The sequence below is a fragment of the Nonomuraea sp. NPDC004354 genome, from assembly GCF_053602555.1.
On the sequence record NZ_JBSGDV010000002.1, the window covers coordinates 862,664 to 887,134 of the forward strand.

Genomic DNA, 24,471 nt, shown 5'->3' on the forward strand with positions numbered 1-24,471 from the left:
AATTTAGGGTGATATGTCCTTTCTGGCTAGACTCCGCCCCTTGTGGAGATCTACCTGACCCAGGCGAAAATCGCCTTGCTGCTCGCCCCGCTGGCCATCGCGTTGCTGCTGCTGCCCTTCGTGTCCCGGCAGTACGGCCGTTTCGGGCGCATCGGGCGATGGTCGGGGTTCGTCACGGCGATGCTCGTCCTGTACGCCTGCGGCGTGGTGGCCTTCACCCTGTTCCCGCTGCCCGAGGTGACGCCGGACTTCTGCGCGATCCGGCAGAGCCTCGCGACGCCGCGCTGGCAGCCGCTGTCGAGCGTCCAGGACGTGATCAGGGAGAACGCCGGGCAGGGCCTGTTCGCCGCGCTGTACAGCAGGTCGATGCTGCAGATCGTGTTCAACGTCGCCCTGTTCGTGCCACTGGGTTTCCTGCTGCGCTACCGGCAGCGGCTCGGCCTGCCGCGCACCCTGCTGATCTCCTTCGCCGGTTCGCTGGCGATCGAGCTGACCCAGCTCACCGGCCTGTGGGGCCTCTACCCCTGCGCGTATCGGCTGTTCGACCTGGACGACCTGATCATCAACACGGCCGGCGCCGGACTCGGCTGGGCACTGGGAGTCCCGGCCGCCCGGCTGCTGCCGGATCCGTGGCCGGCGCCCGTCCCGGACCTCGCGCCGCCCACCATCGGACGGCTGACACTCGCCATGCTGCTCGACGGCGTGGTGTGGTTCTTCGCCTCGCCGCTGTTCGGGCTGCTCGCCGTCCAGGCCCACCGGCTTCTCACCGGCGGCCCGATGCCCGCCGACGCCCTCCTGCGAGACCTCCTGCCCGGCCTGTCGTACGCGGTGACCGGGCTGGTCATCTTCATCCTCATCCCGGCGGCGCGAGAGGACGGCGCCACACCGGGCCGGGCGTCCGTACACGTCACGTTCCGCGACGCGCAGACCGGACGGCCCGCCCCGGCGCTCCGGCGCCTCGCCCGCTCCGGCGCGCCGTACCTCGCCCTCCTCGCGGGTGCGGTCGTCGGCAGCGCCGTACCGGCCCTCGGCCTCCTCGTCGTCCTGGAACTGGAACGCCGCGGCGTCATGGCCCGGTGGACCCGCACGCGCATCGTCACCCGAGCCGCCGCCCGCACACCCGCCACCGCCCCGCGCTGATCCCCGTGAACGCGAGAATCTGGACCAGTAGGCTCCCTGCGATCCAGACGAGCGCGAGAATTTCCAGCGCCGACCCGACCTGCGCTGGGACCGCTCGGGTTTCGTGCCTGTTGGACGGTGGAAACGAGCGGCGGTGAGCAGTGCGCCGCACGGGACGTGGAAGCGTCGCGCGCGGCCTCGGTGGCGGCGGCGAACCTTCCTCCCGCACGGCGGCAGAAGGGGCGGAGCAGGCGCATGACGGCTGACCGATTCAGCACGCACGACCTCGAACTCGGCGACGACGTCGTGACCAAGCGATACACATCCTGGGGACGAGGAGAACCTCACCGGGAATGGGCGGCGCTCACGCTCCTCGCCGAACACGCGCCCGGCCTCGCGCCCAGCCCCGTCCGCGCCGAGTTCGACGGCTGTCCTCCCGCGATCGTGATGACCAGACTGCCCGGACGCGTCCTTCGCGGTCAGCACGCCACCGATGAACAGATCCGCGCGATGGCCGCTGCTCTGAACCGGTTGCACCAGGAGATCCCCATTCGCGTGGTCGAGGCGGTCGAGCCGGCCGCGTGGGGGCCTGCCGCCGCCGTGCGCAAAGTCCGCGCCTGGGCCGACAAGCAACCCGACCTCGGCGAGGACCCTGCGGTACGGCAGGCGTTCCGAGCGGGCGCCGCATGGCTTGCCTCCTCCGTCCCGGACGAACTCGCCACGAACCCGCTGCCGCCCGTCCTCGGCCTGGCTGACGGGAACCACGCCAACTACCTGTGGGATGAGCATCGGGTGCGGCTCATCGACTGGGAAGACTCCGGACGCAGCGATCGCGCCTTCGAACTCGGCGAGGTGGCCGAGCACATCTCCCGCGTCGACGGCACCCTGGACGCGGAGCGGCTGCTGGCCTGCGTCGACCTGACCCAGCGGGAAGCCCAACGCGTACGCGGGTTTCGCCGCCTGTTCGCGCTGGGGTGGTTCCTCATGCTCGGCCCCGATGGGCCGGCCACACCCCACAACCCCGCAGGCACCTTGGAACGTCAGGCCGAACGAGTTCTCCACCTTCTCGACTGACACCCGCTCCGGCAGTGGGATCGAAGCGCCTGCTGCGCCGGTGGTCTCAATGTTCGTGGAATCGCGCCTCCATGACCGCGAGAGCGCATTCCTCAGGAGTCAGCCAGCGCAGCACGACGTCGTCGAACAGGTCGGTGTCGATGCTGCTCAGACTGTCCTCGTCTGAGTCGTCAAGCCGCCGCCAGAGCACCTGGGGCAGGACTGTGACACCCGGTTCGGCGATGCACGTGACCACGCAACGCGCGGGGCGGATGCCGTTCTGGGGGTCCATCTCGTACTCCAAGGCATGTTCGAACCACATGCCCTGCTGCGGGAGCACGCTCTCGGCCACGTCGTCATCCTCCTTCGGGCGAGGGCGCACGCGCGGGGAAAACGATCGGCCGGTGCGCAGAAAGTTCGGTCCACCCGTCCTGTTGGTCCGCCCTACCCGATCCAAAGCACTCGAAGATCGAGAAACCGGGTCACAGGGCACTCGAGCCCCCGTACGCTCCCGGACCTGACCGCCACATGGCTGGACTCCGACTGCCCGGAAAGCCCTGAGCAGGTCGCCACGTGTCGGCCGCGTCGGCACGCCCTTGGCGTTGAAGAACGGTTACCTTGGCGATATGGCCGATCACGAGCGCACGCTGTCCGAGGAGGAGCAAGCCGTCATCCTGGCCCTTCTCGCTCAGGACTTTCCTGGCGTGGACGAGCTGCGAGCGCAGGTTCCTGAGGTGATCGTCCTGCGTCGATGCGGCTGTGGTTGCGCGACGCGGGACCTCGGTCCAGGAACTGCTCGCCGTTCGGACGCGTCCCCGGTGCGGGACGGCGTGCTGGTCTCCGCCAGTGTGACGGGTTGTGGTGACGGTGTACTGCTGTTCGTCAAGGACGGCTACCTGTCGTGCCTTGAGGTCTACTCTCTCGACGATGATCCGGCTCCGCTTCCCCGCGTTCAGGACCTCGTCATTGATCCCGTCGACACCCGCGAGTAACCGCTGCAAGCCGGACGCGACCCTTAAGGATGATCCCAGGTCAGTGCTGACCAGCGAGGGGCGTCACCGGTAGGGGTCGAGGTGGTCGGTGGGCCCGACCAAGGCGGGGCCGGCGTAGCGGGCGGGCGACAGATGGACGCCTGTGACGCGTTCGGCGAGGGCGAGGGCCCGGGGGACGGGATCGTGAGGGAACTCAGGCAGCTCACCGTCGGCGTCCAGGCCGAGGGCTTCGACATCCGCTTGGAGCCGGTCGGGGTCGGTGCCCGTTCGGCGGGGGTAGGAGTACAGGCCGAACGTGGTGACCAGCCGGCCGTCGAGACAGTAGGCGAAACCGTCGCTCTCGACGGTGGCGAACACGGCGGCCGCGGCCGTGCCCGCGGACAGCAGGTCGGCTCTGTCGTAGCTGATTCCCGCCCAGCCGCATTCGATCAGTACGGTTCCGCCGGCCGCCGAGTAGGCCGCGACGCCGAATCCGGAGTCGCCCAGCGGGCCGGGGATGACACCGATTCGTCGCAGGGCGTCTTGGGGGGAAAGGTTTCGGACGAAGGTGGTGTGGAGCCACGTGTCGTCGGCGTCGTCGGTGAACTCCTGGTAGAGCCATTCGTACGTCTCCGCTGTCGCGCCGCTCATCCGTGCGCCTTCCGTAGGGGGCGTATCGCGGTGATCATGGCAGAGGCGGCCGACAGTTCGTCCGCCGGCGGATGATCGAGCCCGACGGCGCCTACGGGCTCTGACCCGGGGCCGTGAGCGCCGGCCGGGTCTCGAACCAGGCGGCCCGTGCCCGTAGCCGGCGTCGGTCACCAGCGCAGCGTGGGGCTGAGGACTTCGCCGATGAACGCCGGGCCGTTCTCGATCTTCCAGGAGCTTCTCGCGGCGTAGTCGCGCCCGGAGAGGGTCCGGACCGCGAAGTACCCGCACGACTGCACCTGACCCTCTACCGTGATGTACATCTGGTGGCACTTGAGCTGCTGGGAGACCGGCAACTCGGTCATCGGGTCGTACAGCTGGACGGCCATGTCGGTCTTGATCCCGACGGGTCCCCGCAGCCGCGTCCGTACCATGAGGGTCTCGTCGCTGACCTTGATGCAGGGCTGCAGCCGCACGCCCTGGCCGGCGTGCGTCCACGCGCCGCAGCGTTCGGTGCCCTCGCCCGCGCGGCGGTCGGTGCCGCCGACGAGGGTGCCGCCGTAGAACGCCAGCCCCGCCAGGACGACGGCGGCCAGCGCGGCGTGTGTCACCGGCACCGTCCGGGGGGTCCTGCCCCGGCCCCCGGTTCCGTCGCCGTGGTTGCGCTCCGGGTCGGCCAGGACCCCGACGTCTCGCGTGTCCACGGGTACGGCACGCGCATCCCTGACGTCGGGCTGCCACGTCCCGGCAGCGCGCGGCGGTGCGGCGGCGATGGATGCCGTCACGGACACCGGGGCGCCGCCGGACGAGGCCGCAACGGATGGCGGCGCCGCGGAGAGCGCCCCCGCAACGGGCGGCGACGTGGGGGAGCCGGCCATCGAGCCCACGGTGGCCGCCGTGGAGCCGACCACGGGTCCCACCGCGGCTGTCGTGGCGTCGACCGCCGATCCCATGGCGGCTGTCGTGAAGTCGATCGTCGATCCCACCGCGGCGGTCGTGGCGTCGACCGCCGCTCCCGCCGGAGCTGTCGTAGCATCGACCGTCGATCTCACCGTGACGGTCAGGGGGTCCGGCGAGACGGCGGACGGCGGTGCGTCAGCGGACGGCGGCGGCGCGTCAGGAGACCCCGTTGCGGCGGAGGCGATACGGCCGGCAGCGTTCTGGCGCCATCCACGTCCGGTCTTCTCCAGGGCGCCGCGAAGGTCGTCGATCCGTTCGCCGATGGCCAGCAGCCGGTCGGCACGATCGCCGGACACCTCGAGGGCGGTGACGATGTCGCGCATGTCCTCGACACCCGGCAGCCTGGTGCCCTTGGTGAGCTGGCGCTGACCGGACAACCAGTTCGACACCATCGAGGCCGTGGCGTTTCTCACGCGATGCACCAGGTACTTCTGCTGTTTCCCTGCGGATTCCAGCGCTTCGCGTAAGCCCGCGGCCGCCTCGTCCAATGCATGGCCGAGCGCGTCGGCCGTTTCATCCACGTTCACGCGATCCCCCGTGTAACCGTTGCCGGGCCGCTGAAACAGCAGGTCAGAGCGCTGTATGGGCGGTGGGACAGTTCAAGTCCCAAAATCCTTCCACCGATGTCGTTTCCTGGCCAACCTGTCTGGCATGCCAACGACACGAGGAGAACTCATGCGTGCCGCGTTCATAGGTCTGCTCACCGCCGGACTGCTGGTCTCACCGGCGGCGGCCTCGGCCCAGCCGGCGCAGTCGGCCCAGTCGGCGAGCTGCGAAGGCGTGCGCATCCTGCACACGCCCGTGCGGATCCAGAGCGGGGACACCGCCGCGTACGTCCACGTCTTCTACGACTCGCGGACGGCCGTCGCCTGCGCGTACCTCAATTCCAGCAACCAGACCTGGGGCTATTCCAAGCACATGACCATCCAGCTCAAGCACTGCCAACGGCCCAGCCAGACGCGCGGGGTGTGCAACGGTCAGCTGCAGTCGACGGCGGTCGGCGGGTGGAGCAGCGGACGCAGTAACGCGGTCACCCTGCGGATCACGGACGGCTACATCATGGGCGTCGGCCGGATCTGGTGGAACGACAACTACGGGACCAACCAGTCACGGGCGATCGCCAGGGTGAGCAGCGCCCGTGTCGCCCAGCGCGATGTCGAAGAGGCCGTCAGGGAAAGCAGCGAAGCCACCCGCTGACCCCCGCCGCTGCCCGCCTCCGACGACGTCGATACGGCGGGCGGCACCGAGCACGACGAGGCGGCGCGCGGCGCACGGCGCCGCGCGAACCCCGCCCGAGCCCCGCCCGAGCCCCGCCCGAGCCCCGCGCGAACCCGGAGCACGAAGCCCGCGCGAACCCCGCCCGAGCCCCGCGCGAACCCGGAGCACGAAGCCCACCCGACCCCCGACCGGCAGACACGACTGCCCGAACACCTTGAAGAGGACCACCATGTACGGACCCGGCTGGCGCCAGGACCCCCAGGGCAAGACCCGGTGGAGCGAGAACGGCCAATGGGGTGACCAGGTGCGCGACTCGTCCGGTGGCGTGTACCGCGACCACCACGTCCCCAGCACCCCGCCCCGCATGTCGGCCCCCAGGCTGTCTCATGCCGACCCGCCGCCTGGCGGCGGGTCGAGCGTCATCGACGAGCTGGCGGCCAAGAATCGCCAGGTCTGGGGCGATCAGGCTCCCGGGGCGGTGCAGCAGGCGCTGGGCGGGATGGGAACGGGCGGGTTCGCCGCGATCCTGGTCGGGCTGGCCGTCATGGTGTTCCTGTTCACCGTCGTCAGCTTCGTCGGAGTGGTGGTCCTGCCGATCGTCGGGTTCGTCCTCTACCGGAAGGGGACGCTGCGCGGGGTCAAGCCGGCGGTCCTGGGGGTCGTCTGGTTCCTGTGTCTGACCACGACGCTGACCACCGTGGACCGGTTCTCCGGAAGCGGGCTGCCGGAGGAGGTCGAGCAGGCGCAGGCGTTCCTCAGCCTGATGGGCAGCGACTCCATCTCGCGTATCTGCACCGAGCCTTACATGACCGAGCAGGCCAGGGCCGCGATGGCGGCCAAGGAGGGGGTGTCCGGCTGTGCGGAGGCCGTGGGGAGGATCAGGCAGCGGCTCGACGAGTCGGCCTTCGAGGATCTGGGCCAGCTGGACATGACGAGGACCGATCGCGGCACCTACCTGCTGGAGGACAATCCGCTGGGCTGGCGGGAGATCACCATCAGCACCCAGGAGACCTACGGCATCCTGTTTCACGCGATCAGCTGACCCGCCCGTGGTTTCGGGGTCGCTGGCACGAGGAGCGAAGGGGCGCGGGCGCCGGCCGCGTGGACCTGCGGGATCCGCCCGTCAGGACTGATCGCGGGTGATCGCAGCGGAGGCGTCATGGCCGACCAGCGCCGCGTATCGGCCTCTCCGGCTCATGAGGTGGTCGTGGTCGCCGACCTCCGCGACGCTGCCCTTGTCGATGACGAAGATCCGCGCGGCGTCCCGTACCGTGCTCAGCCGGTGGGCGATCACGATGCGGGTGATCGGCAGATGGCTCAGGTTGTGCTCGATGATGGCCTCGGTCCTGGTGTCGAGATGGCTGGTCGCCTCGTCCAGCAGCAGCACCGCAGGCTCGGTGAGCAGGGCGCGGGCGAGGGCGATGCGCTGGCGCTGGCCTCCGGAGATCAGCCCGCCGTCGGTGAGCATGGTCTCGTACTTCATCGGCATGGCGTCGATGGTGTCGTGGATGTGGGCCAGCCGGGCCGCTCGCACCATGCGCTCGTAGGAGGCGTCAGGGTCGTTGAGGCAGATGTTCTCCCTGATGGATCCGCTGAACAGGACGGGCTCCTGGTTGACGATGCCGAAACGGGTGCGCAGGTGCCTGATGTCGATCTGGGAGGCGGGCTGCCCGTTGTAGAAGATCTCGCCTTCGTCCGGCTGGTAGAGGCCCAGCAGCAGCCGGGCGAGCGTGCTCTTGCCCGATCCGGAGCTGCCGACCAGGGCGATCTTCTCTCCGGGGCTGATGCTCAGGTAGATGTTGCGCAGGATCCACGGGGACCGCTGGTCGTAGCGGAAGCTGACGTCGCGCAGCCGGATGAAGCCCACGGCCGACGGCCGTTCCGCCTGGACGGGAAACGTCTCGCGCGGGGTGGCGGCGATGTCGTCGAGCCGCTCCACGTGCGCGCCCACGGTCTGGAGCTGGTGCAGGCTGCCCATCAGCGACCCCAGCGGGGTGAGCGCCGCCACGGCGATCGCGTTCAGCGCCAGGACCTGTCCCAGGCTCAGGTCCCCGGACAGGACCTGCCAGGCCCCCATCCAGAAGAACGCGGCCGGGGCCGCGAACCGCACCGTCGCCGTCGCCGAGGTGACCGAGCCCGCTGTCAGCCCGCCGAGCTGCGCGGCGGCCAGCTGACGAGCGAACGCTTCCCGCCAGCGGCTCAACGCGCGCTGCTCGGCGCCTGCCGCCTTGAGGTTCTCCATGCCCTTGATGGACTCGATCAGCTTGGTCTGCGCGTCGGCCTGGGCGATCTGCTCGCGGGTGATGAGCTCGCCGACCCTGCGCTGGGTGAGCAACAGCGCGAGGATCTCCAGGCCCGCGATCATGATCAGGCCGAGTCCGAAGCTCGGCTCCATGGCCAGCAGGAGGACGAGATAGCCGGCGGCCATCGGCCCGTCCAGCATCGCCGCGACGATCTGCCCGCTGAGCAGGGCACGTACCTGGGCCAGGCTGGCGGTCCGCGTCACCAGGTCCCCCGCTCCCCGCAGGGCGAAGAACCGGTACGGCAGCGCCATCAGATGGGCGACGATCCCTTCGGTCATCTCCCCGTCGACGCGTGTGCGCAACATCGCCAGCAGCAGCGTCCTCAGCTGCCCCACAGCCAGATGGGTGAGCACCCCGACCGCGAGCATGATCCCGAGAAACGCCAGCAAGCCCTCATCGCCTCCCGGCAGCACCCGATCGGTGATCACACCGGAGGCCGCGGGAAGCAGCAACCCCATCACCTGCAGCAGCGCCGACGCGGCGATGATCTGCGCGAACAGCGCTTTCTTGTCGCGTACGGCGGCGCGCACCACGGGCGAGTGCCACCATCCGCGAGCCCGGGGCTGCCGGGTGAAACCGGGTCCCGGTTCGAAGGTCAGCAGCACGCCGGTGAAGTCCCTGGCGAACTCCCTCCTGCTGAGCGTCATCCTTCCTGCCGCCGGGTCCACGATGGTCACCTGGCGGGGCGTCCACGCTTCCACCACCACGAAGTGCTCGAACCGCCAGTGCGCGATGGCCGGAAGTGGCTTGCCGGCCATCGCCTGCGGTTCCAGCGAGAAGGCCCGCGTCTTGAGCCCGTATCCTCGGGCGGCGCGCATGATGTCACGCGCCGACAGGCCGTCCCTCCCGACCCCCGTCCTGTCCCGCACGTCGCGCAGCGACACCCCGTGGCCGTGGTGGTTGAGGACCATGGCCAGGCAGGCGGCCGCGCAGTCCACCGCCGTGCTCTGCTGGACCAGCCGAACCTTCCTCACAGCTTCCCCGCCACCCGCAGGCTCATGACGACCAGGGCGAGGATCAGCGCGGCGACCACCGCCCACAGGGTGCCGATCCACCCCCGGGGAATCTCGCTGGACGAAGGAACCTGAGCTTGCGCTCGCCGGTGATGTCGTAGCGCTTCCTTGCGGTACACCTGCCGCATCAACTGACTCCTCACATGACGAGCGCCGCCGGGTTGCCCCGGCGGCGCTCTTTCCAGCCCTTGCCGTCAAACGGGGCGCGAGCCTCTCAACACTGATCCGAGCCCCTCAGACGCGGGCCCGGGTCCCCTCGGACAGGCCCGAACCGCTAGTACAGGTTCGGCCGGCCCGGGCAGAGGCAGCCCCTGCCGTGGCCGATCTCGATGTAGTCCGGCAGGCTGAAGTCCAGATCCGGCCACACACCGCCGACGACGGACGCGAGTTCGGCGTCGGTCAACTCGATCTCGTTGCTCATCAGTTCTCCTTGAGCGTGTTCTCAACGGACGAGCTGGAGCTTCACAGGGCGGCATTGACAGGCGATAACCGGTCCCATTGCCGCGATCTGTCCCGGTATTTATCCCCGCCCTGCCGGGACTGCCGGATTCGTCGTATGTCGCAACCTACGATGTGATCTGTGCGTTTCGAGGTGCTTGGGCCGGTTCGTGGCTGGCGGGGCGAGGAGGAACTCCAGCTCGGCTCCCCGCAGCAGCGGTTGACCCTGGCGGCCCTGCTGCTGGCCGAGGGCCGATCCTTGACCGTCGACCAGCTCGTGGACATCGTGTGGGCGGACGAGCCGCCGCGGACCGGGGCGGCCACCGTGCGCACGTACCTGTCCCGCCTGCGGGCCGTGCTGGGTGAGGGAGCCATCCGTTCGGTCGGCGGAGCGTATGGCTGCTCCGCCTCCCTGGACGCCTCCGACTTCACCACGTTGGTCCGGCAGGCTCGGCAGGCCCCACCGGCCGAGGCCGGCGACATGCTCGCGAGCGCGCTGCGACTCTGGCACGGGGAGGCGCTGGCCGGACTGCCCGGCGCGTGGGCCGAAGGACAGCGGGCCCGCTTCGCCGAGCTGCGGCTGTCCGCTCTCGAGGCCAGGATCGAGGCCGATCTGACGCTCGGCCGCCATCAGTACCTCGTGGCCGAACTGACGGAGCTGACCCGCGCCCACCCGGCCAGGGAACGCCTGGTGGGGCAACTGATGCTCGCCCTGTACCGCTCCGGCCGCCAGAGCGAGGCCATCGGCGTCTACACCGACACCACGAGGTTCCTGGCCCGCGAGCTCGGCGTCGCCCCCTCGACGGACCTCGCCGCCCGTTACCAGCAGATCATCTCCGGTGACCCGGCCCTGGCCGCTTCCCATCGCCATGCCGGTGAGCGGCGACCGGCCCCGCCTGTTCCCTGCCGGCTACCGCCCGACATCCCTGACTTCACCGGCCGCGCGGCGCAGACGTACAGCCTCCTCGGCGCGTTGCGGGCAACCGGAAGGCAGGCGCCCCCGGTGGTCGCCGTCTCCGGGATCGGTGGGGTGGGCAAGACCACGCTTGCCGTGCGCCTGGCCCACGCCCTGCGGCAGGACTATCCCGACGGGCAGCTGTACGTGGACCTGCGGGGCGCGGACCCGGCTCCGCTGGACCCCTCCTCGGTGCTGGCGTCGTTCCTGCACGCCCTGGGCGTGGGCGACGAGCGGATTCCCGAGGGCGTGCAGGAGCGTTCCGCGCTGTTCCGCTCGCTGCTGTCCGACCGGCGGATGCTCCTGGTGCTGGACAACGCGCGGGCCGCCGCTCAGGTGACCCCGCTGATCCCCGGCAGTCCCGGTTGCGCGGTGCTGGTCACCAGCCGGCCCAAGCTGCCGGGCCTGGGTGGCGCCCACGGGGTCGATCTGGCCACGCTCACGCCCGGGGAGGCCGTCGATCTGCTCGCCCGGATCGTCGGTCATGAGCGGGTGGCGGCCGAGCGGGCCGCGGCCGAACGGCTGGTGGCCCTGTGCGCGCATCTGCCGCTGGCCATCCGCGTGGTGGGCGCCCGGCTGGCGCTCAGCAGCCTCAGGACCGTCGAGTCCATGCTCGCCGAACTCCTCGACGAGCGCGGCCGGCTTGACGCGCTCCGCGCCGGAGAACTGGACGTCCAGAGCACCTTCGAGATGTCCTACCGCCAGCTCACCCCCGCGCAGGCGCGGGCCTTCCGGCTGGCGGCCGCGCCGGACTGCGACGATCTGCCGCTGGACGCGGCGGCGGAGCTGCTCGCCCTGGACGAGGACGAGAGCGAGCATCTCCTGGAGTCGCTCGTCGACCTCAGCCTGCTGGAGTCGCCCGTTCCTGGCCGCTACCGCTACCACGACCTGCTCAAGGTGTACGCCCGCCGGCAACCCGATCCCGAGCGGGAGGAAGCGGTCGACCGGCTGGCCGGTCACCTGCTGGCCACCCTGCAGAACGCCTGCACGGCATGGGGGCTCGGGCGATCCTGGTCCGGCTCGAGCCCCCGGCCCGGCCTGAGCTTCTCCGGCGAGGAGGAGGCCTCCGCCTGGCTGGAGACCGAGCTGGCAGGCATCTGGCCGCTGCTCGGGCAGGCCGCCGACATCCATCTGGCGGTCCGCCTCCTGCGCCTGCTGGAGGAACGGGTGGACCGGGTCGTCCACCACCGCGAGTTCAGCGGCGCGGCGGAACGGCTCCGCCAGGCGGCCAAGGACCGGGGAGACCGCGAGACCGGAGCCGGCGCCGCGTGCGTACTGGCGAGCGTGCTGTACTCGATGGGGCGCAGAGCCGACGCCGAGCCGCTCCTGCGCGAAGCGGTCGGGCAGGCGGCCGACGGGATCCTCCTCGCCGAGAGCGGCACGCTGCTCGCCCTCACCATCGCCACGCGGCAGGACTGGCCGGAAGCGGTCCGCGTGGCACGGCGCGCCGTGGCTACGGCCCGCCGGTCCGGCGACCCGCGCGTGGAAGCCAGGACGCTGACGTACCTCTCCCAGATCCTTCTCCGTATCGGGCAGGCGGAAGAAGCCCTCGGCCATACCGAGGCCGCCATCGCGCTGGCGGCCTCGGTGGGCGTCGCGGCCTTCGAGATCTCGATCAAAGGCGTCGTGCTCACCGCCCTGGGGCGATACGAGGAAGCGATCCCCTGCTACGCCGAGGCTCTGGCCGCGTACCGCAAGCAGGGCCTGATGCAGATGGCGCTGGAGAACGCCTCCAGGCTCGCCGCCGCGTACCGCCAGGCCGGCCACCCCGATCTGGCGCGGAAGTACGAGGAGGAAGCCCGCGCGCTGTCCCAGGAGATCGCCGACTCGGCTCTCCTGGATCCCGGCCCCGACGGCCGTTGACGATCTGGTACGTCGCCGCGCAGCGGCCCACGGCCGGTGTCTACTGACTGTCAATGCCTGACCGGCAGGGTTTCCCGCATGACCCTGAAGATCAGAGAAATCGCCGTCGCGGCGCTCCTGGCCGGGACGATGCTCACGGCGTGCGGCGCCGAGCCGACGGCTGCCCGGCAGAAGAGCCCCGCGGCGTCCGGCGGTCACAGCGGAGCGAAAGGCGCGTTCTCCGTTGTCGTCGCGGATGCCGAGGACGAGGTGAACCAGGCGATGGCCAAGAATTTCAAGGACGAGAAAATGCTGGAGGAGGCCGCCGACCTGTTCAATGACGTGCTGAAGCTGCCGGAAGGGGACTACACCCTCGCGGCCGAGGAATGCAAGCAGGCCAACGCCTTCTGGAGCCCCGACGAGAAGAAGATCACCATCTGCTACGAGCTGCTCACCGACGCTGTCACCAAGGCCGAGGAGAATTTCAGCACCGACCAGGAGAAGCAGGATTACATCGCCGGTGTCCTGATGGACACGCTCTTCCACGAGCTCGGCCACGCCGTCATCAGCATCTTCGACCTTCCCACGGTCGGCAAGGAGGACGACGCCGTCGACCAGCTGTCCGCGATCTTCATGATCCAGGCCGGCGAGGACGGGGAGAACTTCGCGCTGCAGGCCGCCCAGTCGTACTTCATCGCCGCGGCCGACACCGACCGCGACTCCCTGCCGTTCTACGACGAGCACTCCATGGACGAGCAGCGGGGCTACAACTACGCCTGCCTCGTCTACGGCTCCGACCCCGAGAAGTTCGCCGATCTGGTGGGCGAGGCGGACGACTCCTTCCTGCCGGCGGCCAGGGCGGAGCGCTGCCCGCAGGAGTGGGAGAAGGTCAGCGCCGCCTGGGCGAAGCTCCTGGAGCCGCATCTGAAGGCCGCATGACAACCTGACGAGGCCGTCCCTGATCAGGGACGGCCTCGTCAGGTTGTCACCTGTCGGCCACCACGACGACCTGGTCGCCGGGCCGGAACGCCAGGTGCTCGGACTTGGGCGGGTTGAGCCGCACGCCGTAACGGGGCGCTGTGGCGCTGTCCGACGACAGCCGGTACCCCAGGGCCGTCTCGCCGCGCCGGCGGGCCGCCTCGATCACGGTCGCGAAAGTCGAGGACGCGCCGAGCGTGATGTAGTTCTCCGCCGGCTCGAGGTAGATGTCCGGCCCGTCGTGCTCCAGCAGCGCGTCGAAGACCTGGCCGAGGTGCCGGTTCTCGGCCAGCTGGGCGAGCAGCATGCTGACCAGCCGACCGCCCACCACGAAATCGTCGGCCTCGGCGACCTGGGCCAGCAGCCGGTTCCGCTCGTCGTTCATCTCGCTGACGATCGCCGCCCCCGTGTCCATGTCACGCAGGTGCAGCAACGTCACCATCGTGCGGGCGTCGGCCTTCTGGGGCTCGTACGCGTCACACGACAGCACGATCACCTGGTCGTAGATCCCGGGATTGAGCGCTTCGAGGGTGGCGCGGTCGGTGATGTCTCCCTGCTTCGCCGTGACGAGGACGTCTCTCGGCAGCGGGACATCCTCGGCGACCGGGCCCACCAGGTGGATCTCCGAACCGGGCAGCAGGTGATGCCCGAGCTCCCGCAGGATGCGCCGTCGGCGGCGGTTGTCCCCCAGGATCAGCGTCCTGGCCGGTTCCGCCTGGGGGACCGGTGGTAGCCCGATGGTGTTCGGCAGGACGGCGGGCGGCGCGGTGGCCAGCCGGATCTCCGAATCGTCGGCGGCGATGAGGATGAGCTGGTCGCCCTCGCCGATGACGGTGTCGCTGCGCGGGTTGAGGACCACCCGGCCGCCGCCCAGCCGCAGCCCGACGACCGTGGCGGTGTCGAAGGCGAACAGCGCCTCGCCGTACATCCGGCCCACGAGCATCCGCTCGGTCCACATGTAGATCTCGTCCCCGTCGAAGTCCAGCAGCTCGGTGTAAACCGCCGACAGGCCGGACTGCCGGCAGGACTGGACGACCAGCCGTGCGGCGAGGTTCTGCGAGTCCACCACTTCGGCGTGGGGGCCGGCGGCGATGCGGGCGGCCGTGAGGTTGCCGCTGTCGGTGACGGCGGCGACGACCGACGGACCCGATGCCGTCCGCCGCCTGCTGCCCAGCGCCAGGAGCGTCTTGACGAGCTCGGCGTCGTCCGACGAGAGGATCAGAATCGAGCGCGCCGCGTCCGGGCTGACCAGGGCCAGCGAGGACGGCTCGGCCGGATCGCCGGACCTGACCACCAGGCGGGTTCTGCCGATCTCGCCCAGCCGGGCGCGGAGCTCCTCCTCCATCTCGACCTTGTCACGGTCGGCCAGGACGGCGATGACCGGCCTGCGCTCGCTCTTCTTGGCCTTGACCAGCTCGGACACGACGGCGAAGATCTCCTCCGACCAGCCGAGGACGACGGTGTGCTCCCGCTCGACCACGCGGGAGCGCCCCTTGCGCAGCTCGTCGAGCTTGGTGTCCAGGCCGGCGCTGAGCACGCCGACCAGGGCGCTGACGATGAAGATGCCGCCCAGCGTGACCACGAGCATCATGAAGACGAAGAACCAGTTGCCGTCGTCGCCTCCCATGGTGCCCGGATCGAGCGTCCGCAGGAGACCCATCCAGGCCACCCGCCACGGGCTGAGCCCGTCGGCGAACGGCCAGGCGGCCAGGGTGACGACGGCGACGAGCAGCGCCGAGGCCACCGCCAGCCAGCCGATGAGGGCAGGGGTGCCCTTCGACATGGTGGAGTCGAACCAGTAGCGCAGGCGCTCCCTGGTCACTGCTGCTCCGTCAAGTAGCCGCAGGCCATGGGCTCCTCGGTACCGCCGTTGGTGAAGTCAGGGTCGATCTCGAACTGGCCGAGAACGGTCGCCTCGACCGGGCGGCGGTAGGTGATCTGGTCACCGCAGTTGTAGTAGACGTAGGCACCCTCCTTCTCGCCCAGTATCAGCACGCGATCGTCGTCCTTGACGACCGGCTTGCCGTCGCCGTCATGGACGGTGGCCCACTGGTTCTTGAATCCGACCATGTCGAGGAAGCCGTTGCCGTTGCCGTTGACGTAGATGTCCGCCGCTCCCATCACCATCTGGAGGACGAGGAGGAAGCCGAGACCGACGCCGACGAGCGCACCCGTGATGACCTTCATGCCGGCCCGGGTGGACCCGCGCTGGCGCATGATCCGGTACGGCGCCAGCAGGCCGAGGAAGGCGATGGCGACCGCCGGCAGGACGGCGGAGCCGTAGTCGATGTCCAGGTCTTCGGACACGCCGTTGGTGGTCGTCAGGTAGGCCCAGTAACCGATCGCCGAGAGCAGCGCCGCGAGGGTCGCGGCGACCCATGACTTCTCGCGGACCCAGGCGAGCGCCCGCCCGGCCGCGCCCCTGGTCAGCAGGTTGACCAGCCAGAAGAGCGTGACGATGACGCCGACGACGGGGAGCAGGTAGAGGAAGATCTCCACCAGCGTGCCGACGAGCCTGGCGAAGACGGTGGCCTGGTCCAGGCCGGCCTGCTCGGGCGTGATGCCGAAGATCGCGTAGACGTGCTGGAGGCCCAGGTAGAGCATCGCGTACAGGGCCACCGCGATCGGCACGGCCACCGACCCGATCTTCTCGACGACGTCCAGGATGCTGCCGCGATCCGGCTGCGGACGTTCCTGGGGCGGAGCGACCTGCTCGACAGGGGTGTATGTCTGGGTGTGCATGGTTAGAAGGGTGTTCGGCCGATATAGATGGCACATTGCGAAGCGATAAGCGCCTCGTCGAGGACGGTCCGCTGGACCACCGGGTGCACGAAGCGCAGCGGCGAGCCGTCTTGCAGCAGGCCCATCTGCACCAGGACGGACAGCACGGCCGGGAAGCGGGCGCAGCTCAGCTCGGCCATCCCGGCCACGGCGTCCGGCGTGGCCTGCTCGCCCAGGACGGCGACGGCCCGTGCGAGCTCGGCGGCCCCCGGGCCGGCCGCCCGCAGCAGGCCGGACACCCATCGGGCGATCGTCTCCGGACGCTCGCCGCGGTCCAGCGTCCTGACGTGCTCGGCGAGCAGGAAGGCGTTCCCTCTGGTCTCCGCGATGCAGCGGGAGACGAACGCCGGGTCGGGTTCGGCGCCCGTCTGCTCCGTGACCAGCGCGGTCGCCGCCTCCTGCGGCAACGCGCCCAGGCGTACCGACGGCATCATCGAGCACGTCGTCTCGAGCGTGTCCGGCCAGTCCGAGGGCACGCCGGCCGCGCGGGAGACGACCAACGCCACCGGTACGCCGTGCAGCCGCCGCAGCGTGTAGGCGAACCATCGCAGCGACTCCGGATCGCACCACTGCACGTCGTCGAGCACGATGAGCAGCGGGGTTCGCCGCGCCAGCCGTACGGTCACCCAATAGAGCCCGTGCAGCACCTCCGCGAGATCGCCCCCGCGCCTGTTGCGCCAGATCACGTCGGCAGCCGGGAGCGTCACTCCTTCCAGCACCCGCGCGCGTTCCTCCTCGGGCAGTGCCGCCAGCATCGGCTCGAACAGCTGCCGGGCGATGCCGAAGGCGTAGCCGCTCTCCAGAGGGCAGGCCGTCGCCCAGGCGACCTGCAGGCCGCGCAGCCGTGCCAACGCCTCAACACTCCGCAGCAGCTGGGTCCTGCCGGTGCCCGGCTCGCCCGCCACCAGCAGCGCACCGCCGTCACCCGATTCGGCCGCGCCCAGCACGTCGCTGGCGGAGTCCAGCAGATGGTCGCGGCCGAGGCAGCGGATCCGCACCGGCGCGGCCGGTTCACGGACCGGCGCGGCCAGTTCACGGACCGGCGGGAGCGGTGGCGCGCCCAGGCCGGGCACCTGGGCGAGGATGTCGGCCTCCATCTGCCGCAGCGCAGGGCCGGGATCCAGGCCCAGCTCCTCCGCCAGGTGTCCGCGTGCGCGGCGCAGCACGGACAGCGCGTCGCCCTGGCGGGCGGAGCGGTACAGCGCCAGAGCGAGCAGCCGCCACCCCTCCTCCCGCATCGGATGGGTTCGCGTGAACGCCTCCAGGTCCGGGATGGCCTGCGCGTGCAGTCCCAGCGCCAGCAGCGTCGCCAGCCGCCGCTCGACCGCCGCCAGTTTCAGCTCCTCCAGCCTGGCGATCTCCACCTGGGCCCACGTCGAGTGGGCGAACTCCGCGTAGGCCGGCCCGCGCCACAGCTCCAGGGCCGGATCCAGCAGCTCGAGCGCGGCCGCCGGATCACGCTGCGGATCGGCCTGCCTCACCAGCCTCTCGAAGACGTCCGCGTCGAACTGGTCCGCCGAGGCGTCGAGCCGGTAGCCGCGCGGCTCGGTCAGCAGCACCGTGGGCTTGTCCGCCGGCTCCAGCACGCGCCGCAGCCGGCAGACGAACGTCCGCAGCGAGGCCAGCGCCTGGCGTGGCGGCTCCGCTTCCCACAGATCCTCGATCAGCCTGTCCAGTGGCACCACCCGGCCCCGCGAGAGCAGCAGTCGCGCGAGTACCGCCCTGCTGCTCGGCGAGCCCAGGTCGAGTTGCCCCTCGTCACGGTGGACCTCCACCGTCCCCAAGACGCCGAACCTCATCATTGACCCCCCATGTACAAACATGCGGCATCACTTTCAGGGAACCCGATCTACGTCCTGTATACGATTCGTCAACGCTTTCATTAGGCGGCCGCACCAGGTTGACGCCATGCAGATCGACATCAGCTTCCCTGGATCACGCGTCGCCTGCCGCCGCCGTCCCGCAGGCGGCGACATCGTTCCCGAGCACGATGCCGTCCGCCGGTGAACCACATGCCACTCACGGAGACGCGCTTCGAGCTTCTCGGCCCGGTGCGGGGCTGGCGGGCGGACACGGAGCTCGACCTGGGATCGCCGCAGCAGCGGTTGACGCTGGCGGCCCTGCTGCTGGCCGAGGGGCGGATGCTGAGCGTCCAGCAGCTGGTGAACGTCCTGTGGGCCGAAGCCCCGCCGCCGACGGCCGCGAGTACGGTGCGCAACTACGTGTCACGCCTGCGAGGAGTGCTGGGCGACGGCGCGATTCGCTCGTTGCGGAGCGGCTACAGTTCCACGGCCAGGCTGGACGTGCGGGAGTTCGTGGCGCTGGTGTCACGCGCGCGAGACGCGCCGCCGGCCGAGGCCAGGGACCTGCTGGAGCGGGCGGTGCGGTTGTGGCGCGGCGAGCCGCTGGCGGGATTGCCGGGGGCGTGGGCCCGGCGGCAGCGCTCCCGTCTCGTCGAGATGCGGTTGTCGGCGCTGGAGGCGCGCGCGGAGTGCGACCTGGCGCTGGGGCGGCACCACGAGTCGGTGGCGGAGCTGACGTCGCTGATGACCGCGCACCCGGCACGGGAGCGGGTGTGCAGGCTCCTGATGCTGGCGCTGTACCGGTCCGGACGGCAGGCGGAGGCGATCGGGCTCTTCACCGACACGCGGCGGCTGCTGGCCGAGGAGTTCGGGGTGGATCCCTCGCCGGAGCTGGCCTGCCTCTACCAGCGGATCATCACCGGCGACCCGACGCTCCACGCGGGCAAGGTGGCCGCCGAGCCCGCGGCGGTGACCTTGCCGGTACCCCGCCAGCTGCCGCTGGACGTGGCCGACTTCACCGGCCGGGACGCCGAGGTGGCGAAGATGGTCGGATCGCTGCGCTCGGGCGACGTGCGGACGCTGCTGATCTGGGCGGTGTCCGGCCAGGGCGGGGTGGGGAAGACCACGCTGGCGCTGCACGTGGCGCACGCCGTGAAGGACCTCTTCCCTGACGGCCAGCTCTTCGTGGATCTGCAGGGGGCCGGCCCGGATCCGATACCTCCGGCGACCGCGCTGGCCGGGTTCGTGCGATCGCTGGGCCAGGGCGACCTCCCTGACGGGCTCGCCGAACGCGCCGCGCTCTACCGGTCCCTGCTCGCCGACCGCCGCATGCTGGTCGTGCTGGACAACGCCCGCGACGTGGCCCAGATGACCCCGTTGCTGCCGGGATCGGCCGGCTGTGCCGTGCTGGCGACCAGCCGTGCCAAGCCGATCGGCCTCGATGGAGCGTTCCAGGTGGGGTTGGAGGTGCTCAGCGCCGACGAGTCGATCCGGCTGCTCGGGACGATCCTCGGACAGGAACGGGCGGCGGCGGAGCCGGAGTCCGCGCTGGAGCTGGTGACCGCCTGCGGGTTCCTGCCGCTGGCGATCCGGATCGCCGCCGCCCGCCTGGTGACCCGGCCCATGTGGTCGATCGCCCAATTGTGCGCCCGCCTGGCCGACGAGCGCAGGCGGCTGGCCGAACTCCAGGTCGGCAACCTGGCTGTGGAGGTGAGCTTCTCCCTCGGTTACGAACAGCTCCGCCCTGAGCTGGCGCGGGCGTTCCGGCTGCTGGCCGTTCCCGACGCGGCCGAGCTCACCACCGTGATGGCCGCGCGCCTGCTGGACCTGGCCGAACCCGAGGCCGAGCGGCTGGGCGAGGAACTGGTCGACCTCAGTCTCCTGCAGTCACCCGCGATGGGCCGTTACCGGCAGCACGACCTGCTGAAGTTCTTCGCTCGGGCCCGGCTGGAGGAAGAAGAGGAGGACGACGCCCGGCGGGCGGCCCTCGTCCGGCTCCACCACTACTTCGAAGCCTGCATGGCAGGCGCCCTCCGGCTCGGCTCCCCCGGAAACCCGCTCGCCGACCGGCTCGAACAGCAGGCGGGGGAGACGATCGCCTTCGCGGATCTGGCGGACGTCGGCGCGTGGCTGGACACCGGCTGCGACATCCTGCTGAACTGCGTGAGCCAGGTCACCGACCTGCCCGGCAGCGACCTGTACGGGCTGGCCCGGCTGATGAACGCGCTGGGGGAGCTCCGCACTCTCGGCCAGCCGTACGTCGAGCGCCTCGACCAGTTGCTCGCCGCGGCGACGAGCAGGGGAGACCGCGCGGCGGAGGGCTACATCCACCTCATGCAGGGCCTGGAACACATGGACGGCTCGCGGTCGGCCACCGGCCTGGACGCCGACGGGCACGGGCGGCTCGCCGTGACGCTCGCCGAGGCCGCAGGAGATCTGGGCGTGCAGGCCCACGGGTGGGCCCTGCTGGGCTACCAGGCCGGTTTCCGGCGGGACAGCGCCCGTGCCGCGGAGTGCTTCGAGCGCGGCATGACACTGGCGCGCGCGGCGGGGGATCGCCGTCTCGAGGCCGCGCTGCTCGGCCGCATGGGCACGACCTGGTCGGCGATGGGCCGGAAGGAGGACGCCCTGGCCGCGGCACGGCGGGGCTTCGACCTCCAGATCGAGATCGGCGACGGCAAGGTCGAGCCGATCACGCCTTACCTTCTCGGCTTCGTGCTGGCCAGGGCCGGTGAGTACGAGGAGGCGCTGGAGCATCTGGAGTCCGCGCTGAGCCTCGCGACCGCGCTGGGCTACCTGTTCTGGACAGCGACCGCCCAGATCGCGATCGCGCGCGTGAAGACCCACCTCCACCAGCCGGAAGAGGCGCTGGCGTACGCCGAGGCGGGCCTGGCGGGGCTGGCGACCTACCCGAACGAGCGGGGCATGGCCGAGGCGCTGACGGAGATCGGCCGGGCGCTGTCCACGCTCGGCCGGCACGGGCGTGCCAAGGCCGCGCTGACCGGCGCCGTCGCGATCTTCGACCGGTTGGGCGTCACCGACGCGTACGACACCGGACAGCTCCTGGACGCCCTGCCGGAGGAGGTGTAGCCGGCCCCCGCCCGGCGCGGGGTCAGATCTTGCCGCACACCTTGTCGATGAGGGCGTCCGACTCGTCGATCTGGGTCTGGACGGTCTCGAACGCCTTGTTCGGGTCGTCGCCGGCGGCGACGGACTTCTCGATCGAGCCGGCCACCTCGGTGTTGAGCGTCAAGGCCCTGATCAGGTCGGTGTTCTTTGTCTTGCCGATGAGGCCGGCGCTGAGGTCGCCGACCTGGAGGACGAGCCCGACCACGTCGGGTGCGCCCTCCCGGTCGACACCTTCCTGGAACTTCTTCAGCTCCGCGCAGACCGGGTCGGGCCGCGCGGGCGCGGTCGAGGCGGGGGCGGACTCGGCCGCGGGGGCGGCGGAAGGCGCGGCCGTGGAGGCGCACCCGGTCAGAGCGACGACGGCGGCCGTTCCCGCGAGCGTGAGCTGTTTGCGCATATGTCATCCCTTCAGGGCATTCGAGGTACGCCGGAGACCTTCGCGCAGGCGGATAGCCGCACGATGGACACCGGGTAGACGACCCTTCGCGGGATCCCCTCAGACGACAGCGCAGACTGCCCCACCCTCCAACGGCCGGCACTTCACCACCCGTCCCTCCGGCGTGGGCCCACCCTCGACCTCACGCAGCAGGGACGCTTCCTCGGCGAGACGACCTGGAGCGGGCGGCTCCGTGTCCGCCCGCGCTCCTACAGGACGTGTCCGCCCGCGCTCCTACAGGAGCGGAAGGCGGCGCACCCCCGTCATGGTCGGCGCGGGGATGAACTGCACCGGGTCCTCCGGATCGGTGCGCAGGGGATCGAACCGGTCGAGCAGGATGTTCAGCGCGACCCGCCCCTCCAACCGGGCCAGGGGCGCGCCCAGGCAGAAGTGGATGCCGCGGCCGAAGGCGAGATGCGGGTTCGGGTCGCGATCGGGATCGAACGCCTCGGGGTCGGGGAACTGCCGGGGATCCCGGTTGGCCGCCGCGAGCCAGCACATGACCATCTGATCGGCTGGTATCACCACGCCGCCGAGCTCGACCTCGCGCGTCGTGGCACGGCCGAGGGCGGCGAACGGGGTGAGGAGCCGCAGCGACTCCTCGATGACGGCCGGGACCGAGGCGCGGTCGGCGCGTACCCTGTCCTGCTGGGCGGGGAAGGCGTCCAGGCACAACACCGTGTTGCCGAGCAGCATCGTCGTGGTGATGTGCCCGGCCAGCAGGAGCACGATCGCGAAGTTGACCACCTGCCCGTCGGGCAGGCGCTCGCCGTCCACCTCGGCCGCGACCAGCCTGGTGAGCAGGTCGGCGCGCGGCTGCCGGCGGCGTTCGGCGGCGTGGCCGGCGAGATAGGCGCTCATCTCCCGCCACGGCTTCATCGTGGCTTCGAAGGCGGCGTTCCGTTCTTCGGCGGACTGGTTGAGCGAGACCGCGGCGTCACGCTGGAACAGCGCGTCCGCCCACCGCTTGAACAGCGCACGATCACTGCTGGGCACCCCCAGCAGCTCGGCGATGACGATGACCGGCAGCGGATAGGCCAGATCGCGCACCAGCTCGAACCGCTCGCGCTCCCGCGCCGCGTCGAGCAGTTCGTGGGTGATCGCGGCGATCCGCGGCTCGAGATCCGCGACGACCTTGCGGGTGAACGCGCTGCTGACCAGCTTGCGCAGCTTGCCGTGATCCGGCGGGTCGATCTGGGTGATGAAGCCCTCCAGCGAGAAGTCCTCGTCCGGCATCATGCCCTTGGGGACCACGCGCATCGTGTCGGAGGAGAAGGTCGCGGGGTCGCCGAGGACCTCCTGCATCTCCGGGTAACCGTAGACGTTCCACATCCCGGCCTGGGCGTCGAACTCGACGGGCGGGCCCGATCGGGGTCCGTGCAGCCAGAAGTGTTGCTTCGGGATGTCGTACCGCTCGACGAAGTCGGCCATCGCCTCTCCTTGGTTGAGGATCTCTCTGTCGAGATGTACGTCACGACGACTTCTTGCGGTGTTCCTCCCAGCGCTGGAGCATCCCGTCGGCGTCCCGCAGGACGAAGGCGAAGAACTCCCGGGTGTCCGCCATCCGGGCGCGCCGTTCGGGCAGGTCCTCGCCGCCGAGGACCGACAGCCCGAAGTCCAGCGTGTCCAGGCTCATCCGGACGCCGGCGAGCTGGACCCGCATGACCTGTGTCCACCCGCCGACGGTCATCCGGTAGCGGTGCTCGCGGGAGGCCGTGGGCACGCGCTCGATCATCCCGCCCGCCTCCAGTTGCCTGGCGACCGTGCTGACCGCTGTCTTGCTCACGCCGAGCTCCGCTGCCAGGTCGGTGAGGGACCGGTCGGGCGGATCACAGATCATGAGCCACGCGTACAAGCGGCCCATCGTGCGCGTCCCGCCCAGACGCTCCATGTCCAGCCCCATCCGATTGACGAACTCGATCTCCGGAGGCTCCACTGGCGCCAACTCCGCGATTGTCGTCAAGCACGTACTTCATGAAGTGTACGTCGCGATGCCGCCGGACGACGGTGGTTGGTTGCGACTTCATGTGTGCTCAGTGACAACTTCGTTAACAGCGGCGCAAACGGTGTGAGTCATCGGGATCTTGGGGGGAAAAGTAACTTAAGATGCCATTTGGCAGTGGACGTACGGAAGGTACATCTGTGGCGGATGCGTTCGAGGTAGAGATCGGGGAGCTCGCGGGCGAGATCAATCAGCAGATGGCCCGCATTCGCGAAGCGTACGGAGAACTTTCCGATATGGAGCACACGGCCCGTTCAGCCGACGGGCTGGTGAGCGTGACCGTCGGCCGCCACGGTCAGATGCTCGGCATCGAGCTGAACCCCAGGGTGTACCGCACCCTGTCCCCCTCGCAGCTGGCCGACGCGATCATGCATGAGGTCGACAAGGCCACCGCCGCGGTCTCCGAGCAGAGCAAGGAGCTCTTGGAGCCCCTGATGCCGGAGAGCGTGCCGTACGAGGAGGTCTTCGGAGAGCGGGCCGTGCTCGACGCGTTCTTCCCCAGGCCCGTGGAGCCGGCCCCGTGACCGGCTTCTCCGTGTGGTGGGAGTCGCTGCACCGACAGGCCAAGGTCTACGACCAGCTCGCGCACAACGCGGAGGAGGTGCGTGCCGAGCTGCGCGCCGCCTTCGACCGGGACAGGAACACGCTCGGCGACGACATGTACGGCGCCGAACTGGCCAAGAAGATGCCCGAAATGGAAGGAGGCATCTTCGACGCCCTGAAGGCGCACATCGACGAGCTCGAGCGTGTCGCCTCACGCCTGAACGCCACCGCTCGCAACTACGAGGGGGCGGAGCATCCCCCGGTCGAGCGCGGCTGATCG

General features: G+C 70.3%; 22 protein-coding genes. 10 read left to right on the forward strand and 12 right to left on the reverse strand.

The features are described 5' to 3' along the window. Window positions 1-42 precede the first annotated feature (42 nt). Both ACWENQ_RS09960 and ACWENQ_RS09965 read left to right on the forward strand, forming a co-directional pair. Window positions 43-1,140, forward strand: coding sequence for a VanZ family protein (locus tag ACWENQ_RS09960; protein ID WP_452413656.1), 1,098 nt, complete (start codon window positions 43-45; stop codon window positions 1,138-1,140). A gap of 234 nt (window positions 1,141-1,374) precedes the next feature. Continuing rightward, window positions 1,375-2,193: a phosphotransferase family protein gene (locus ACWENQ_RS09965; protein ID WP_452413657.1), complete on the forward strand. Its 819-nt coding sequence runs from the start codon at window positions 1,375-1,377 to the stop codon at window positions 2,191-2,193. A 46-nt stretch (window positions 2,194-2,239) separates the two neighbouring features. Here the strand turns inward: ACWENQ_RS09965 and ACWENQ_RS09970 are convergent, their stop codons facing one another. Then, the gene (locus ACWENQ_RS09970) at window positions 2,240-2,524 is read right to left on the reverse strand and encodes a hypothetical protein (RefSeq protein WP_452413658.1); all 285 of its coding nucleotides are present in this window, start codon (window positions 2,522-2,524) and stop codon (window positions 2,240-2,242) included. A 274-nt stretch (window positions 2,525-2,798) separates the two neighbouring features. Between ACWENQ_RS09970 and ACWENQ_RS09975 the strand changes: the two genes are divergently transcribed. Next, window positions 2,799-3,164 carry a hypothetical protein gene (locus ACWENQ_RS09975; RefSeq protein WP_452413660.1) on the forward strand — a complete coding sequence of 122 codons (366 nt, stop codon included), beginning with the start codon at window positions 2,799-2,801 and terminating at the stop codon, window positions 3,162-3,164. Between the two features lie 63 nt (window positions 3,165-3,227). On the opposite strand, the gene ACWENQ_RS09980 is transcribed toward ACWENQ_RS09975, so the two are convergent. Continuing rightward, on the reverse strand, window positions 3,228-3,794 hold the full coding sequence (locus tag ACWENQ_RS09980; RefSeq protein ID WP_452413662.1) for a DUF6461 domain-containing protein: 567 nt from the start codon (window positions 3,792-3,794) through the stop codon (window positions 3,228-3,230). Between the two features lie 167 nt (window positions 3,795-3,961). Further along, window positions 3,962-5,164, reverse strand: coding sequence for a hypothetical protein (locus ACWENQ_RS09985; RefSeq protein ID WP_452413663.1), 1,203 nt, complete (start codon window positions 5,162-5,164; stop codon window positions 3,962-3,964). Window positions 5,165-5,426: 262 nt separating this feature from the next. Here ACWENQ_RS09985 and ACWENQ_RS09990 point away from each other — a divergent pair, with 262 nt between their 5' ends. Both ACWENQ_RS09990 and ACWENQ_RS09995 read left to right on the forward strand, forming a co-directional pair. Beyond that, complete coding sequence (locus tag ACWENQ_RS09990; protein WP_449921745.1) at window positions 5,427-5,948, forward strand: hypothetical protein; 522 nt, start codon at window positions 5,427-5,429, stop codon at window positions 5,946-5,948. Between the two features lie 250 nt (window positions 5,949-6,198). After that, the gene (locus ACWENQ_RS09995) at window positions 6,199-7,011 is read left to right on the forward strand and encodes a hypothetical protein (RefSeq protein ID WP_452413665.1); all 813 of its coding nucleotides are present in this window, start codon (window positions 6,199-6,201) and stop codon (window positions 7,009-7,011) included. An 81-nt stretch (window positions 7,012-7,092) separates the two neighbouring features. Here ACWENQ_RS09995 and ACWENQ_RS10000 read toward each other — a convergent pair whose 3' ends face one another. The 3 genes from ACWENQ_RS10000 to ACWENQ_RS10010 all read right to left on the reverse strand — a co-directional run bounded on the left by ACWENQ_RS10000 (window position 7,093) and on the right by ACWENQ_RS10010 (window position 9,706). Then, window positions 7,093-9,246, reverse strand: coding sequence for a peptidase domain-containing ABC transporter (locus tag ACWENQ_RS10000; RefSeq protein ID WP_449921742.1), 2,154 nt, complete (start codon window positions 9,244-9,246; stop codon window positions 7,093-7,095). Then, entirely contained in the window at window positions 9,243-9,413 is a 171-nt protein-coding gene (locus ACWENQ_RS10005; protein ID WP_354915855.1) for a hypothetical protein, read from the reverse strand. The genes ACWENQ_RS10000 and ACWENQ_RS10005 overlap by 4 nt, the downstream gene beginning before the upstream one ends. Window positions 9,414-9,559: 146 nt before the next feature. After that, on the reverse strand, window positions 9,560-9,706 hold the full coding sequence (locus ACWENQ_RS10010; RefSeq protein ID WP_354915858.1) for a hypothetical protein: 147 nt from the start codon (window positions 9,704-9,706) through the stop codon (window positions 9,560-9,562). A 159-nt stretch (window positions 9,707-9,865) separates the two neighbouring features. On the opposite strand from ACWENQ_RS10010, the gene ACWENQ_RS10015 reads away from it, so the two are divergent. Together ACWENQ_RS10015 and ACWENQ_RS10020 are read left to right on the forward strand one after the other, a co-directional pair. After that, window positions 9,866-12,541: a BTAD domain-containing putative transcriptional regulator gene (locus ACWENQ_RS10015; protein WP_452413666.1), complete on the forward strand. Its 2,676-nt coding sequence runs from the start codon at window positions 9,866-9,868 to the stop codon at window positions 12,539-12,541. Window positions 12,542-12,619: 78 nt separating this feature from the next. Further along, on the forward strand, window positions 12,620-13,459 hold the full coding sequence (locus tag ACWENQ_RS10020) for a DUF4344 domain-containing metallopeptidase (RefSeq protein WP_452413668.1): 840 nt from the start codon (window positions 12,620-12,622) through the stop codon (window positions 13,457-13,459). A 46-nt stretch (window positions 13,460-13,505) separates the two neighbouring features. Here ACWENQ_RS10020 and ACWENQ_RS10025 read toward each other — a convergent pair whose 3' ends face one another. The 3 genes from ACWENQ_RS10025 to ACWENQ_RS10035 are packed head-to-tail and all read right to left on the reverse strand — an operon-like array spanning window position 13,506 to window position 18,081. After that, complete coding sequence (locus ACWENQ_RS10025; RefSeq protein WP_452413669.1) at window positions 13,506-15,320, reverse strand: CASTOR/POLLUX-related putative ion channel; 1,815 nt, start codon at window positions 15,318-15,320, stop codon at window positions 13,506-13,508. Beyond that, entirely contained in the window at window positions 15,317-16,240 is a 924-nt protein-coding gene (locus ACWENQ_RS10030) for a hypothetical protein (RefSeq protein WP_452413671.1), read from the reverse strand. Before ACWENQ_RS10030 ends, ACWENQ_RS10025 begins: the two co-directional genes overlap by 4 nt. Window positions 16,241-16,242: 2 nt before the next feature. Further along, window positions 16,243-18,081, reverse strand: a complete 1,839-nt coding sequence (locus ACWENQ_RS10035) for a BTAD domain-containing putative transcriptional regulator (RefSeq protein WP_452413673.1) — start codon at window positions 18,079-18,081, stop codon at window positions 16,243-16,245. A 210-nt stretch (window positions 18,082-18,291) separates the two neighbouring features. On the opposite strand from ACWENQ_RS10035, the gene ACWENQ_RS10040 reads away from it, so the two are divergent. Continuing rightward, window positions 18,292-21,171 (forward strand): BTAD domain-containing putative transcriptional regulator, encoded by a 2,880-nt coding sequence (locus ACWENQ_RS10040; RefSeq protein WP_452413675.1) that lies wholly within the window; start codon window positions 18,292-18,294, stop codon window positions 21,169-21,171. 22 nt (window positions 21,172-21,193) lie between these two features. Here ACWENQ_RS10040 and ACWENQ_RS10045 read toward each other — a convergent pair whose 3' ends face one another. The 3 genes from ACWENQ_RS10045 to ACWENQ_RS10055 all read right to left on the reverse strand — a co-directional run bounded on the left by ACWENQ_RS10045 (window position 21,194) and on the right by ACWENQ_RS10055 (window position 23,609). Then, the gene (locus ACWENQ_RS10045; protein ID WP_452413676.1) at window positions 21,194-21,607 is read right to left on the reverse strand and encodes a hypothetical protein; all 414 of its coding nucleotides are present in this window, start codon (window positions 21,605-21,607) and stop codon (window positions 21,194-21,196) included. 273 nt (window positions 21,608-21,880) lie between these two features. Further along, entirely contained in the window at window positions 21,881-23,077 is a 1,197-nt protein-coding gene (locus tag ACWENQ_RS10050; RefSeq protein WP_449921719.1) for a cytochrome P450, read from the reverse strand. A 40-nt stretch (window positions 23,078-23,117) separates the two neighbouring features. Further along, window positions 23,118-23,609 (reverse strand): GbsR/MarR family transcriptional regulator, encoded by a 492-nt coding sequence (locus ACWENQ_RS10055; RefSeq protein ID WP_452413677.1) that lies wholly within the window; start codon window positions 23,607-23,609, stop codon window positions 23,118-23,120. 179 nt (window positions 23,610-23,788) lie between these two features. Between ACWENQ_RS10055 and ACWENQ_RS10060 the strand changes: the two genes are divergently transcribed. Both ACWENQ_RS10060 and ACWENQ_RS10065 read left to right on the forward strand, forming a co-directional pair. After that, window positions 23,789-24,172 carry a YbaB/EbfC family nucleoid-associated protein gene (locus ACWENQ_RS10060; RefSeq protein WP_449921717.1) on the forward strand — a complete coding sequence of 128 codons (384 nt, stop codon included), beginning with the start codon at window positions 23,789-23,791 and terminating at the stop codon, window positions 24,170-24,172. Then, window positions 24,169-24,468 (forward strand): hypothetical protein, encoded by a 300-nt coding sequence (locus ACWENQ_RS10065; RefSeq protein WP_449921714.1) that lies wholly within the window; start codon window positions 24,169-24,171, stop codon window positions 24,466-24,468. The genes ACWENQ_RS10060 and ACWENQ_RS10065 overlap by 4 nt, the downstream gene beginning before the upstream one ends. The last annotated feature ends 3 nt before the right edge of the window (window positions 24,469-24,471 follow it).

Coding starts and splice junctions, on each gene's coding strand:
- ACWENQ_RS09965 (WP_452413657.1), top strand. CDS start 1,375: ATGACGGCTGACCGATTCAGCACGCACGACCTCGAACTCGGCGACGAC.
- ACWENQ_RS09975 (WP_452413660.1), top strand. CDS start 2,799: ATGGCCGATCACGAGCGCACGCTGTCCGAGGAGGAGCAAGCCGTCATC.
- ACWENQ_RS09980 (WP_452413662.1), bottom strand. CDS start 3,794: ATGAGCGGCGCGACAGCGGAGACGTACGAATGGCTCTACCAGGAGTTC.
- ACWENQ_RS09990 (WP_449921745.1), top strand. CDS start 5,427: ATGCGTGCCGCGTTCATAGGTCTGCTCACCGCCGGACTGCTGGTCTCA.
- ACWENQ_RS09995 (WP_452413665.1), top strand. CDS start 6,199: ATGTACGGACCCGGCTGGCGCCAGGACCCCCAGGGCAAGACCCGGTGG.
- ACWENQ_RS10005 (WP_354915855.1), bottom strand. CDS start 9,413: ATGCGGCAGGTGTACCGCAAGGAAGCGCTACGACATCACCGGCGAGCG.
- ACWENQ_RS10010 (WP_354915858.1), bottom strand. CDS start 9,706: ATGAGCAACGAGATCGAGTTGACCGACGCCGAACTCGCGTCCGTCGTC.
- ACWENQ_RS10020 (WP_452413668.1), top strand. CDS start 12,620: ATGACCCTGAAGATCAGAGAAATCGCCGTCGCGGCGCTCCTGGCCGGG.
- ACWENQ_RS10030 (WP_452413671.1), bottom strand. CDS start 16,240: ATGCACACCCAGACATACACCCCTGTCGAGCAGGTCGCTCCGCCCCAG.
- ACWENQ_RS10035 (WP_452413673.1), bottom strand. CDS start 18,081: ATGATGAGGTTCGGCGTCTTGGGGACGGTGGAGGTCCACCGTGACGAG.
- ACWENQ_RS10040 (WP_452413675.1), top strand. CDS start 18,292: ATGCCACTCACGGAGACGCGCTTCGAGCTTCTCGGCCCGGTGCGGGGC.
- ACWENQ_RS10045 (WP_452413676.1), bottom strand. CDS start 21,607: ATGCGCAAACAGCTCACGCTCGCGGGAACGGCCGCCGTCGTCGCTCTG.
- ACWENQ_RS10050 (WP_449921719.1), bottom strand. CDS start 23,077: ATGGCCGACTTCGTCGAGCGGTACGACATCCCGAAGCAACACTTCTGG.